Origin of the sequence: Pseudoalteromonas sp. 20-MNA-CIBAN-0454, assembly GCF_040308685.1 — a bacterium.
Classification (GTDB): Bacteria; Pseudomonadota; Gammaproteobacteria; order Enterobacterales; family Alteromonadaceae; genus Pseudoalteromonas; species Pseudoalteromonas nigrifaciens.
Map to the genome: position 1 here is coordinate 14110 of NZ_JBEOOB010000037.1, position 13089 is coordinate 27198.

Annotated in this window: 10 protein-coding genes; 6 read left to right on the plus strand and 4 right to left on the minus strand. The window is 39.2% G+C overall.

Annotated elements, in window-relative coordinates; translation table 11 throughout:
* The first annotated feature begins 4 nt into the window (after positions 1-4).
* The 6 genes from AAEZ22_RS15390 to AAEZ22_RS15415 are packed head-to-tail and all read left to right on the plus strand — an operon-like array spanning position 5 to position 7278.
* Complete coding sequence (locus AAEZ22_RS15390) at positions 5-1285, plus strand: TolC family protein (protein WP_008467195.1); 1281 nt, start codon at positions 5-7, stop codon at positions 1283-1285.
* An 8-nt stretch (positions 1286-1293) separates the two neighbouring features.
* Positions 1294-2532, plus strand: coding sequence for an efflux RND transporter periplasmic adaptor subunit (locus tag AAEZ22_RS15395; protein WP_008467197.1), 1239 nt, complete (start codon positions 1294-1296; stop codon positions 2530-2532).
* A gap of 9 nt (positions 2533-2541) precedes the next feature.
* Positions 2542-5685 (plus strand): efflux RND transporter permease subunit, encoded by a 3144-nt coding sequence (locus AAEZ22_RS15400; protein WP_008467199.1) that lies wholly within the window; start codon positions 2542-2544, stop codon positions 5683-5685.
* Complete coding sequence (locus AAEZ22_RS15405) at positions 5675-6370, plus strand: HupE/UreJ family protein (RefSeq protein WP_008467202.1); 696 nt, start codon at positions 5675-5677, stop codon at positions 6368-6370. Before AAEZ22_RS15400 ends, AAEZ22_RS15405 begins: the two co-directional genes overlap by 11 nt.
* Before the next feature lie 13 nt (positions 6371-6383).
* Positions 6384-6914, plus strand: a complete 531-nt coding sequence (locus AAEZ22_RS15410) for a hypothetical protein (protein ID WP_008467204.1) — start codon at positions 6384-6386, stop codon at positions 6912-6914.
* Positions 6915-6939: 25 nt separating this feature from the next.
* Complete coding sequence (locus tag AAEZ22_RS15415) at positions 6940-7278, plus strand: DUF6488 family protein (RefSeq protein ID WP_008467207.1); 339 nt, start codon at positions 6940-6942, stop codon at positions 7276-7278.
* A gap of 360 nt (positions 7279-7638) precedes the next feature.
* On the opposite strand, the gene AAEZ22_RS15420 is transcribed toward AAEZ22_RS15415, so the two are convergent.
* The 4 genes from AAEZ22_RS15420 to AAEZ22_RS15435 are packed head-to-tail and all read right to left on the minus strand — an operon-like array spanning position 7639 to position 13075.
* Complete coding sequence (locus AAEZ22_RS15420) at positions 7639-8061, minus strand: hypothetical protein (RefSeq protein WP_008467209.1); 423 nt, start codon at positions 8059-8061, stop codon at positions 7639-7641.
* Positions 8058-10145: a hypothetical protein gene (locus AAEZ22_RS15425; protein WP_008467210.1), complete on the minus strand. Its 2088-nt coding sequence runs from the start codon at positions 10143-10145 to the stop codon at positions 8058-8060. Before AAEZ22_RS15425 ends, AAEZ22_RS15420 begins: the two co-directional genes overlap by 4 nt.
* 9 nt (positions 10146-10154) lie before the next feature.
* Positions 10155-11858 carry a hypothetical protein gene (locus AAEZ22_RS15430; protein WP_008467212.1) on the minus strand — a complete coding sequence of 568 codons (1704 nt, stop codon included), beginning with the start codon at positions 11856-11858 and terminating at the stop codon, positions 10155-10157.
* The gene (locus tag AAEZ22_RS15435; RefSeq protein ID WP_008467214.1) at positions 11855-13075 is read right to left on the minus strand and encodes a tyrosine-type recombinase/integrase; all 1221 of its coding nucleotides are present in this window, start codon (positions 13073-13075) and stop codon (positions 11855-11857) included. The genes AAEZ22_RS15430 and AAEZ22_RS15435 overlap by 4 nt, the downstream gene beginning before the upstream one ends.
* Between the last annotated feature and the right edge of the window lie 14 nt (positions 13076-13089).

Consider the following 13089-nt stretch of genomic DNA (forward strand, 5'->3'; position numbering starts at 1 on the left):
TAAAATGAAATCATTTAGTAGTCATTTCACCCACAAAAAACCGATTGGCAGTCGGTTTTTTGTGGGGGTATTGATGGCTTTTACAGCACTGCCGTGTTTTGCAAGTGCTGAGGCTTATCAAACATTAAATCTAAAGCAAGCCATCTCATTCACGCTTGCTAACAACCCGCAGTTACAGGGCTTCTTTTATCGAGATAAAGCCCAGCAAGGCAAAATAAAGCAAGCAAGTATAGGCCAAAGACCACAAATAGGCTTAATGGTTGAAGATGCTTTTGGGACAGGTGAGCATAGTGGTTTGCAAAATATGCAATCAACCTTAACTTTCTCTTGGCTGATTCAACAAGAGCAAATTGATAGTCGCGTAAAAGCAAGCCAGTCTGAACTTGAGCAGTTACGTTTAGATAAACAAATTATTGCACTTGATTTAGCCGCGATGACTGCGAAGCAATTTATTCAACTACTGGTGAAAGAAGAGGCACTAAAGCTCAATAAAATGGCAGTAAGACAAGCGAATGAAGTTGTAAATGCAATAGATAAACGAGTTCGTATTGGTCAGTCGTTGGCTATTGATAAAAATTTAGCCAAAGCTGAACTAATTAAACAAAAATTACTTGTCGAAGATCTTGAGCATGAAATAGCCAGCGGAAAATATCAGCTTTCAGCCTTGTGGGCAGAGCCTCGCACTGACTTTACACTTACAGGTAACTTATTGCAGTTACCTAAAATTGTAGATTTTCAGTCACAGTTCGAGCGCTTTAAAAATGCGCCTCGTTTGATGCAGTTAGCAAGTCAAAAACGTATTGCACAATCACACATTGAATTAGCTCAAATTGAAGCAAAACCACAATGGCAATTTACAACAGGCTTACGTCGTTATGAATCAACGGATGACTATGGGCTCGTGGCCGGTGTTTCTATTCCGTGGGGAGCATCTGGCAGCAATGCCGGAACGGTCGCTAAGTTACGTGCCGAGCAAGATGTATTAACAGCGCAAGCGAAGAGTTTAACTCAACAAGCTAATAGCCAGCTTTATGCTTTGCTTCAAGAAGTTAAGCATTCTGTTCATGTAATTACCACCTCAAAAAATGAAATCATTCCCACGCTAGAAACCGCGCTTACCCAAGCAAAACAAGCATTTAACGTTGGTAAATTGAATTACAACCAGTGGAGTAGCGTGCGTCAGGCGCAATTAAGCGCGCAATCAGAACTACTTAGCGCTTATGAAAGCTTACATTTACAACATATAGAAATTCAGCGTCTTACTGGCGCATCGATAGAACAATGAGATTATTTATGAAAACGACAAACTTTATTTCCTCCATAACCGTTGCCGTATTACTCGGCCTCAGCGCGGGGGTACATTTACCCGCTAGCGCAGTATCAACACCTACTACAGAGCAAGCAGAGCCTGAAAAAGGGCCGCATAATGGTCGTATGCTTCGTGAAGGAAACTTCGCATTGGAGTTAGCGATTTTCGAAACAGGCGTACCACCTGAGTTTAGAGTATGGTTAACAGATAATAAAAACCCAATTAATCCCGACGATGTTGAATTAACGGTTACGTTAACCCGATTAGGTAATGTGATTGATGATATTAAGTTTATTAGCCAAAGTGACTTTTTACGTGGGGATATGGAAATTTACGAACCGCACTCTTTTATTGTCACAGTAAATGCGAGCTACCAAGGAAAAACATATCGTTGGCAATACGATAACCTAGAGGGGCGAACAAAAATCGAACCCGCAGTAGTAGATGCAATGGCGATTGAAACTGCAATTGCAGGGTCTCAAAAGCTTCATCAAACGATCCCTGCTTATGGACAGGTTTGGTTACCGCCGAGTGCGCACCGCACTGTTTTTGCACGTTTTGAAGGTGTTATTACGCACTTAAATGTAAAGCTTGGCGATAAAGTAAATAAAGGCCAAACTTTAATGACGATTGAAAGTAATGAAAGTTTAAACCCCTATGAGATAAAATCGCCTATTGCTGGTTTTGTCGCAAAACAAATGGCTAATTCAGGTGAGCAAACGAATAACCGTGAACTGCTTGTTATCACAGACGCGAGTCAATCTGTCGTTAAATTAGCTGTCTACCCGAGCGATTACAGCAAAGTATCTCAAGGCACTCTAGTGAGCATTAAGGCAGAAGGTAGTCTTGTGAATATTGCTGGTAAGGTATCATTTATAGAGCCAAAAGTTAGAAGTGATCAGGCAAGAATGGTGTGGGTTACGTTGGCACAACAGACTGAGCCTTTGTTGGAAGGGAGTTTTGTTAAAGCCGATATTGAAACTGCTTCTTTTGAAGTTCCTTTAGCGGTAAAGAAAATAGGCTTACAGAGCTTTCGTGATTTTACGGTCGTGTATGCAAAAGTCGCTGATGAATATGAAGTCAGGATGCTTGAGCTGGGTCGTTCAGATGCAACATGGATAGAAGTACTAGGTGGACTGCCTGCCGGTACCGAGTATGTTACTGAAAATAGCTATGTCATCAAAGCCGATATTGAAAAATCTGGCGCGTCACACGATCACTAGGAGAGCGTAATGTTAGAATCGATTTTACGCTTTGCTATAAAGCGCAATATCCTCGTTCTTGTCATGGTATTAGCCATTGCAGGATTAGGCTTATGGAATTTTACTAAACTGCCTATTGATGCAGTACCTGATATAACCAATGTTCAGGTTATGATCAACACCGAAGCGCCAGGCTATACGCCGTTAGAGGTTGAACAACGCGTTACTTTCCCCCTCGAAAACGCACTTGCGGGGTTACCAGGACTTGTAAACACACGCTCAGTGTCTCGTTATGGTTTATCTCAGGTTATTGCTATTTTTGCTGATAATACCGATGTTTACTTTGCTCGTCAGTTGGTTAATGAGCGGTTGTCTAGTGCACGTTCGGAGTTGCCGATAAACCTTTTACCTGAGCTTGGTCCCATTGCTACTGGATTAGGTGAGATTTTTATGTTTACGGTTGATGCTGTGCCTGGTGCTAAAAATCCCGACGGTAGTGATATAACCCCCATTGATTTACGAACAGTACATGACTGGACAATTCGCCCTCAATTAATGCGGGTACCAGGTGTTGTTGAAGTAAACCCTATTGGTGGTTACGAGCGTGAAATTCTCGTTGCGTTTAAACCTGAAAAACTACTGGCTTATAATCTTACCTCAGCAGATGTTGTTGATGCTATTGGTCAAAACAACCAAAACCAAGGCACCGGATTTATTGAAAAAAGCGGTGCGCAATGGTTAATTCGTGTCCCAGGTCAGGTTGCTGGTTTAACTGAAATCACTAATTTACCCATCAAAACCATAGACGGCAGTGCAGTGTTTATTAAAGATGTTGCCACTATAAGTGATGGCAAAGGATTGCGTACTGGTGCTGCTACACAAAATGGCCGCGAAGTGGTGATGAGCACCGTGTTCATGTTAATAGGTGAGAACAGTCGCACAGTTGCACAAGGCGTTGGTGAAAAGTTAAAAGAAATCAATGGCAGTTTACCCGAAGGTATAGTTGCAAAAGCCGTCTATGACCGAACTAAACTGGTAGATAAAACGCTTAATACTGTTCAAACTAACCTGCTCGAAGGGGCCATTTTAGTTATTGTTGTATTATTTATATTACTGGGGAATTTCAGAGCCGCATTTTTAACGGCTTTAGTGATCCCATTTGCAATGTTGATGACAATAACCGGTATGGTACATACGCGAGTCAGTGCAAACTTGATGAGTTTAGGGGCATTAGATTTTGGTCTATTGGTTGATGGTACGATAATTATCGTCGAAAACTGCTTACGTCGTTTAAGTATGAGAGGTGATACCCCTCTTTCTTTAAAAGCACGTTTAGACATTGTTTTTACGGCTACACGAGAGGTTATTCGACCCGCTTTATTCGGTGTATTCATCATCACCGTTGTTTATTTACCTATTTTCGCGCTTGAAGGCGTTGAAGGAAAAATGTTCCATCCAATGGCATTAACGGTTGTGATTGCTTTGCTTTGTTCAATGGCGCTTTCGATCACATTTGTGCCTGCAATGATCGCCCTATTATTTAAAAAGCCAATTAAAGAAAAACCTAATCATATTATGCTGGGGTTAAGTCGTATTTATAAGCCGGTACTCTCATTAGCATTAAAAGGCCGCTGGGCTGTGGTGCTAATAACTTGTTTACTCGTAACATTCTTTGGTTATCAAGCGACACGCTTAGGAAGCGAGTTTGCACCAAATCTTGATGAAGGAGACATTGCCATGCATGCGCTTCGTATTCCTGGTACATCATTAAGCCAAGCGATTGAGCTACAAAAAGTGTTGGAAGAAAAAATTACGCAGATGCCTGAAGTCGAGCGTGTATTTGCAAAAATCGGCACCGCAGATGTAGCAACAGATGCAGTACCCCCTAGCGTAGCCGATAACTTTATTATTCTAAAACCACGAGAGCAATGGCCAAACCCTGATAAGTCAAAAGCACAAATTGTTGAAGAGTTAGCAGCCTTAGTTAAGCCAATTCCAGGTAACCGCTATGAGTTTTTACAACCAATTCAAATGCGCTTTAATGAATTATTAGCAGGTGTACGCGCTGAGCTGGCAATTAAAGTGTTTGGTGATGACTTTGAAACACTTGCTGCGTTAGGTAAGGAGATTGAATCCGCTATTGGAAATGTTGACGGTATTGCCGATTTAATGGTAGAGCAAACAAGCGGGTTGCCAATGCTTGAAATTGTACCCAATACTGAAAAGCTAAGCCAGTTTGGTATCAGCAAAGCACACATTCAGTCACAGTTAGCCACCGCATTAGGAGGGACTATTGCAGGTAAGTATTATCAAGGGGATATCCGCTCTAATATTGTTGTTCGTTTAGAAGAGCAGCAGCGTAATAATGTGCAAGAGATAGGTTACTTACCTATTAATTTACCTAATGGTCGCGCTGTGCCGCTCCAAGAGTTAGCAACAATCAAACTCACTAATGGCGCAAGTCAAATTAATCGCGAAAATGCTAAACGTCGTATTGTAGTGACTACCAATGTACGAGGACGTGACTTAGGAAGCTTTGTTGGAGATATTCAAACAATTATTGAAGATAAAGTCACTATTCCTGCTGGTTATTGGATTGAATACGGAGGAACGTATCAAAAGTTACAATCGGCCTCTGAGCGTTTGAGTGTGGTTGTGCCCGTTACATTGTTAATGATTATAGGCTTGCTTATTTTAGCTTTAAACTCACTTAAAGATGCTGCGATTATTTTTACCGGTGTGCCTTTAGCGCTTACCGGTGGAATTGCAGCACTGCTGTTACGTGATATTCCATTTTCAATATCTGCAGCGGTCGGTTTTATTGCTTTATCCGGCATTGCCATATTAAACGGCTTGGTAATGGTATCGTTTATTCGTGAATTACGCAGCTCAGGAATGGGGCTTAATCAAGCGATAACAGAGGGGGCATTAACACGTCTTCGCCCAGTGATAACTACAGCACTGGTTGCCTCATTAGGATTTATTCCTATGGCACTTAATACAGGGATTGGCTCAGAAGTACAGCGGCCTTTAGCAACCGTGGTAATTGGCGGCATTATTTCGTCGACCTTACTAACATTATTTGTGATCCCCGCACTGTATCGACTTTTACACAATGAAAAGGAGTCTATTTTGACTGAAAGTGAAACGTTGGAGCAACATGATGTCAACTAAAATAATAAACGTTAGCATAATGATTATGGTGCTTGTTTTGGCTTTTCTTAGCTTTGAGACCTTGGCCCATGGAGTTGATGACAGCACTCGCGCTTTTTTAGAGCAAAACCAAGGCGTACAGTTTGTGCCATTTATTTATATTGGTGCAAAGCACATGATCACCGGTTACGACCATATATTGTTTTTAATCGGTGTTATCTTCTTTTTGTATCGCAGTAAAGAGGTTTTGCTGTATGTCACCATGTTCACCATCGGCCACAGCACAACGTTACTATTAGGTGTGCTTGGCGATATTCAGATTAATGCCTATTTAATTGACGCTATTATTGGTTTTTCAGTTATTTATAAGGGCTTTGATAACTTAGGTGGGTTTAAGCGTTGTTTTAATTGGCAGCCAAATACAAAAATGGCGGTGCTTATTTTTGGTTTGTTTCATGGCTTTGGTCTAGCAACCAAGTTACAAGAGTTTCAATTACCCGAAGATGGATTACTGACAAACCTAATCGCCTTTAATATTGGCGTAGAGCTTGGCCAATTTTTAGCGCTCGCAGTTATTTTAATTGCCATTAATGTGTGGCGTAAACGGCCGTCATTTCATCGTTTTTCAACATTTATCAACGGTGCGTTAATGAGTGCCGGCTTAATGCTAGTCGGCCTTCAATTAACCGGCTATATAATTAATTAATTTAGAGAAATATATGCAACATACAGTTAGTTCAAAAACACTTATAAAAGCCAGTATCACCGCTTCATTAGTTGCGATAATCGCCTTTGTGCTATTTATCCTTCCGGCAGAATATAACATTGATCCAACCGGGATCGGTAAACAACTGGGCGTTACTAAAATAGCTCAGGCATCAGCGCAAAAACCACTTAAAACATCAGATTCATTGCAAGTGGGCAGTGATGAGTTTCAAACAATTGAAGTCACTATCCCTGCAAATCGCGGGGTTGAATATAAATTTGAGATGCAACAATATGAAAAAATGACCTACGAATGGATGACCGATGGCGCTTCTTTACATTTTGATTTACACGGAGAGCCAGCAGGAGACACAACCGGTTACTTCGAAAGCTATGCAATTGCCAATTTAAGCGAAATGAAGGGCAGCTTTACCGCCCCATTTGGGGGCTCACATGGCTGGTACTGGAAAAACAACTCAGATAACCCCGTGGCTATACAACTTTTAGTAAAAGGTCAATTTAAAGTGATTGGCTTAAAAAAGTAAACTTAAAATTTAACCGGAGAAAACAATGAATAAATTAATTTCAATCGTCTTAGTTTGTATTACGTTAATGAGTACTGGTGTTTTAGCACATAGTGATCATGCCCATGGCTACATTAATGATCAACAAGCGATTAGTATCGCAGCTAAATCAATAAAAAAATTGACCTTTAAAGACTATGGTTTTGAAGTTGGAAAATTAAATGATTCTTGGCAAGATATTTCTTCAGAAGCGTTTTCAGTCATAAGCAAGAACGGTGACTATTATGTTGTTCAAGCATCAAATAATAACGGTAGTGATCACGTTTATTTCAAAATAGCTAAAAATGGTCAGCTACTAGATGTAAAACCGAAGAACGATTTCTAAGCTTAAAGGTAAATTGGCACTGTGAGCTTTTACAGTGTCAATTTTCAATTTGTATTTTTGACACTAATTAAATTAGAAGGTAAGGCTTAGTAGGTAATAACTAAAATGGGTGTCGCATTTGTTTTTTATAAAATATTTTTGTATTAGCTGGTCTTTAAGCCGCTTTACTAATGAAAGTTGGCTCTTTTTCGAGAAAAGGAAGGCTTTAGTTGTACATAATATTGAAGAGGGCTTTTTATTCTCACCTAAGCGTCAGTACTTTTGTCGTTTTCTCATTATGAAATTTAAGCTTATGATATAAAAATATATAGCTGTAAGTTCAAGTCTAAACTAATACATGCTATAAATTGGTACATTCTGCTAGTTACTTCCCTTAAGCAGAAATAACTCAGATTCGAGGTCATTAATCTTTTTTAAGTGCTGGTGATTTGAAAGCGCTAGGGCATTGTGGGTAGAAGCCATTTGTGCCATTTGCTCTTTTAAGCTGGCTATTTCCGCTCGATATTTTTCTTTTAACCGTTTCTCGTTGGCAAGCTTTTCACGTAACTTAGTAACATCTGAGTTTTGCTGTGCTTGCTTTTTTGTTATAGCTTTTGATTTTAGTAGTTTAATTTTTTCAATGACGTCTGAGTAATAGTAAGCTGAGCCATTACCAAGGTTAGCTTCTTCCTCAACTGCAATGGCACTTAAACCTCGTTTGGCATCAATACGTACTGTATCGCCAGAAAGTATCCTGTCAATTGCGCTTAGAAGCTCTAACCTTGTATTCTCTGACTTACTCAAAGCTGTCTGATCTCAATTTCGGGTTTGTATGGAGTGTAGCTTATCTCAAAGTAGTCCATAACCTTTTCAGCTGCACGTAATTGCGTAATAAAATGGCTTAGCTGCGATTGAGATAGTTTAGTATGCTGCTCCATTTCAGTTATAGTCTCAACAATCCACTGATGTCGTTTTTGCCAAGCTTGTGCTTTAGTTTCGTCTATGACAACGTTCTCGCAGTTAAAACAGTTGGTTGGTGATACGACCTTTTCCATTCTGCATTCATAACCAGCCATGCAGTATGAGTGAAGTGTACCAGCAATAGATATTCTACCAGCAGATACTTGAGCATAAAGAGCATCCCAGGATGAGTATTTAACAGCGGTATCTTCTCTATCTTTAACAACATCTATACCTTTCTTACCATATAGCTTGTCATCTGAGTTATACCACTGATGCAATAGTTGTGTAGTGACTTCTTTATCCACTTCTTGAAGTAAATTATTGAGTTCTGAGTCCACTTTTACATGTTTTATTTTGGCTGCTACGCCTCCTTCTGAGTACCATTGAGACATTGGTAAATATATATGCTTATACTGTTGTTTAATGGCAACGTCAGAGAGTAAATTATAGCGTTTACCAAATACTGCAAAAGTTCGCCTGAGTTGGTGGGTTGTAAAAGCCCAAGGCTTACCTATAACTATCTTTTGCTTGTAAGCGTGTATGTTTAGGTTTGGATTTAGAAGTTTAAACTCTTCATAATCTTGCTCATTTACGATGGCGCCAGCCTCTTCTACTAGCTGCTTATGATGAAGAGCAAAAGGTGGACCTGTCAGCATGTTTGGCTTTCTGCATTTCATTTGTTGAACTAGCCAGATGCTTGAGGCTCTAGCATTTTCGACTCGGTCATCTGAGAGCATGAGTTGAGTTCTCATATTTTGAGTGAGTAGTGATGCGAGCTCGATTGCTTTCCCAGTAATTGGAGATGCCAACCACTCTGCTTTTTCAGGCACCGCAGGTGTCATTTTACTGTGGTAGGATTGTAACGAATAAAACACTTGGTCTTTTAATTTTAATGTTTTAAAGCTATCAGAGTGTAAACTATAGATCTCGCTTCTTCTCATGCCCGAAAAGGCTCCACAAATTATAAAGCAGCAAGTTAGAATATGGGAGTATAACCAATTGAATCTTCGTATATCACTAGGAATTAATTTTTCGATATCAGCGTTGGAAATATAGCTTTTAAGTATATTGGTAGAAGTTTGGGGTTTAGCTTTAGTTATCTCAGCTTTGTAGTGAGGGGAATCAGATGTTAACCAGTTCCATTGACCTGATTTTATTTTGTTATCAACAGCCGCTTTGCCAATTTCATAGTTTTCTTGCTGCTCGGTATGGATATCTAATAATGTATCTCGAATAGGATAGTAAGTATCTATATACTCGATAGCCTTTGAGTATATGAGTTGCATCAAGCGTGATGGTATAGCGTAATACTGCTCACTTTCTAGTTTGGTTGGGCAACCTAATTGACGGCCTAATTCTGTAATTGATGTCGTCAAAGGTAATGATAGTTTTATGGGGGTTTGGTTCTTAACCGCTTCGATCCAGTTTAATGCGAAAATAAGTTTTGAAGTATATGGCCCACTCATTTTAAGTGACTTTAAATATTCGCAAAACCTAGAAAACTGTATGGGATGGTTAAGGACACAAATCGAATCTGCTTTGATGGATTCTATGTATTTATATACTTGGGTTAAATTGATATTTCTCTCTAAAAATGTTGTGGTTTTTATCATTGCCCCTTGCCTTAAGGTGCCGACAGCAAATAAACCAAGGAATGCGAGTAACTTTTGTTCTTGCAACAAGGAAATAGTTGTTAAATGAGTAAAAGAAGCCCGCTTTTTCGAAACAATTTTGACATCTACATAGTGTGTTAAATCCCATGTGTTATCGCCAAAGTAACTTATGGTTTTACCATTTTGGTCAATCATTACTGGGATTTTGTTTAAATTGTCCCAATCCTTATTTTCAAAATACTGTATTGCCTGTTCAACAAAAACAGTATTCTCTTTTATAACTTGTTCTGGTGCAGCAAGTAACGGTTTCATAGCATTTCCTTATAAAACCAAATTAAGCGTATCGGGCCAAAAAGGGTGGCGACCAATTGTATGTAGCTTCCGCTCAGCTTGCCTGCGCACTTTTAAGTCGATACTAAAAAGCACTTGCTTTATTTTTCTTAGTACTCGATCAAAATTGTTTTTAAAGTGTGACATGTTGAGGTGATCTTCTTTGGCATCCTCTAACGCTTCATAAAAACTCAATAAACACCAAATATCATCAACTTCTTCAACCAGCACTTGATTTGGGCAGGAAAAGCAATTTAATAAGTCTGCACAGGCAAGATGGGTCATGTCAACGCTATCGATAGAGGCCTTTCGTCGAAAACGGTCACCATGGTTATCAAAGGGGTCTTTGCAACCTGTACCTAAAGGTGTTTTTTGACCATTCCCTGATTTAGCATAGCGGTTTACGAATTCATCATAGGGTAGTATTTCTAGATTCATTTGCTCAAGAGTTTGTTCTCGTGCTCTACTAATATCGCCACATTTAATTGCATTTTCTAAGGTGTTAGCTGTGGCTTGAAGTTGGGCGTTATTTTCTGACTCGTTACCTCTGCTATAGTGCTTTCGAACTACATCAGGTGTGTTATTGAGCAACATGGATGTTTCGAGTGAGTTTCCTGTGAGTGCTAAGTAATTAGATGCACCTGTAGCTCTAAAGCGTTTAGCTTCAGGCCTAAGTTGTTGACCATTGTCATCAGTCAAATCGAATATATTAATTAGCCAATTCATATTGGAACGAATATGCGTTGGGCACAAGGGCTTATTTATCCCGTTTAGACATTGATGAAGTAGTCTATTGGCATCTGGAAACAGCACGTGCGTAAGGGTGATAAGGTCATTAATAAAATTTAGCGCATGCTTTGGAATGTCTGTGCTAAGATTATCGCCGAGCTCGATGGTAACAAATTTATTAGCTCTCTTCTTTAACGCTGTTTGCACAAACCACTTACCTTGCTGTCCCTTTTTTTGTGAAGCTTTGGGGATATCCATATCTCTTATCGTACTAGCGTTTGCCCATGTGTAATAGGCAAGTAAGAAATATGCAGCACAGTAACACTTGGTAATAGCACCACTTACAGGCACTTCGATTTTATTAAAAGAAAAGCTCGCGTATTGGTCGCTTCTCCTTGCTTGAATGTATTCTTTAGGTGAGGTTTGAATTTGCTTGGAAAGCTGAAAATATAGTTCTTTTAGTATTTTAATTAACTTTTTCAATTCAGATTCTGAGTATGCTTGAGTTGGATTTATTTGGCTGCGAAATAGTTTGAATTTAGAAAACCACTCATCAACAGGGTGATCTAGCATCTTCATTATTGTTCTTATACTACTTAATTCACCTTTTGCTGTGTTTGAACTTTTGCTGCCAATTCTAACGCTGTGAACTAGAGCTGTTTCAAATGCATTGATACCCTCTTTTGAATCTGGATTTACTGGAATACTGTCACAAATATTCACATACCGTGTAAATGTTCTAAAAAGGGTATTCATTGTTGTGTCAGTATATTCTGTATTAGCTTTGAATGCTTGATACCACTTAATAATTTGGTTGTCTCGGTTAAGCAAAGTACCCCGATGCATTTCAAAAAGTTTAGGCACGCCTTTGTATCTAAATCTTTGAAAGTCTGGGTATACAAATTGATCACCATAAATATTTAACTTAAGTTTAAGGTCAATATTTAAATTTGATTTGTTAATCACGAGAGATCCTCATTAATGACTGACTCCATAACTTGATCTAAAAAGCAAACTGCACGTATCGATGCCTTGCTTCGGTTTATAAAGTTCAGGTATCGCCAAGTTGTTTTCTCATCTTTATGTCCCATCCACCCCATGATTAATGACATAGCATCGAATGGTGACAACCCAACTTTTTCGTCTAAAAGGGACGCAAGGCGAAATGTACCGTAAGTTGCACGTAAATCGTGAGTTCTATGCTGAAAGTGGGTATTTAGCTCATTGCGTATGTAATTACGAGTTAAGCTAAAGTGACGCTGTATTGCATTGGTAGTATATGGTTTACCTCGATTGGTAATTAATAATTCCGTAATCGGTTTATCGGTTTTAGACTCTCTTTTCTGGCGACGCTCACTAATCAAGTAGCGATGCATCTTGTTCATTAACAGTGTTGGAATTTCGATAGTTCTGACTGAGCCAAATTTGGTGAGTACACCGTTATGAGGTCCTATACTAACTTGAATATGGTATTTATTCGGGTCACATCTATTCACTAGATTAGCAGGAAAGGTGCAGGCTTCTTCTATACGAAGGCCGCACATGAGTTGTAATAGTTGATGTATTTGGAACTCAATTGACTGTTCTTTGAGTGCTCGCGAATATAATTTTACCTCATCTTCTGTAAGGGGATTCAAGCTTTGCTCTGGTGTACGCCTTGGGACCCTGATCCTTAAGTCTGAGCTTCTAACAACATAATTACGATTGATATGCGCAAGCATCCCAGTCGTTTTGATGCTAACAAACTCTACTTCAAATGGTTTATTTTCCTTAGAGAAGTTAATTAACCTCTCGTAATATGCCCACTCGTAGAATTTAATTATATGGTTCATATATACAGCTGCTGTTGAACTATTTAGCTCACCGGCTTTCACTGAGGCCAAAAGATCTTGGTTTCGGAAAATATATGTGGGCTTATTTGATTTGATAGTTGGAAAGTCTTTCCAAGAGAGTTCATGGCTTTTTAAAAAGCGCCAATATCGACTTATGGCACGAACGTTTGAATTGATGTTTTTTGCGCGCTTAACGTTAATGAGGTGATTCATCCAAAGGTTTATTGGCATGACGTATTCACCATCTTCATAAAAAGTTGGAAAGCCTTTTAGCTGAATGCTTGATTTTGTTTTGCAAAAGGGAGTTTGGATCTCAGTTTTAAAATCATCTGATTGAACTATTGTGAGCATGAAAAAGCCGACCA

Excerpts from the sequence above, each read along its gene's own strand:
- AAEZ22_RS15425 (WP_008467210.1), bottom strand. The coding sequence starts at position 10,145 with ATGAAACCGTTACTTGCTGCACCAGAACAAGTTATAAAAGAGAATACT.
- AAEZ22_RS15435 (WP_008467214.1), bottom strand. The coding sequence starts at position 13,075 with ATGCTCACAATAGTTCAATCAGATGATTTTAAAACTGAGATCCAAACT.
- AAEZ22_RS15410 (WP_008467204.1), top strand. The coding sequence starts at position 6,384 with ATGCAACATACAGTTAGTTCAAAAACACTTATAAAAGCCAGTATCACC.
- AAEZ22_RS15395 (WP_008467197.1), top strand. The coding sequence starts at position 1,294 with ATGAAAACGACAAACTTTATTTCCTCCATAACCGTTGCCGTATTACTC.
- AAEZ22_RS15390 (WP_008467195.1), top strand. The coding sequence starts at position 5 with ATGAAATCATTTAGTAGTCATTTCACCCACAAAAAACCGATTGGCAGT.
- AAEZ22_RS15400 (WP_008467199.1), top strand. The coding sequence starts at position 2,542 with ATGTTAGAATCGATTTTACGCTTTGCTATAAAGCGCAATATCCTCGTT.
- AAEZ22_RS15415 (WP_008467207.1), top strand. The coding sequence starts at position 6,940 with ATGAATAAATTAATTTCAATCGTCTTAGTTTGTATTACGTTAATGAGT.
- AAEZ22_RS15405 (WP_008467202.1), top strand. The coding sequence starts at position 5,675 with ATGTCAACTAAAATAATAAACGTTAGCATAATGATTATGGTGCTTGTT.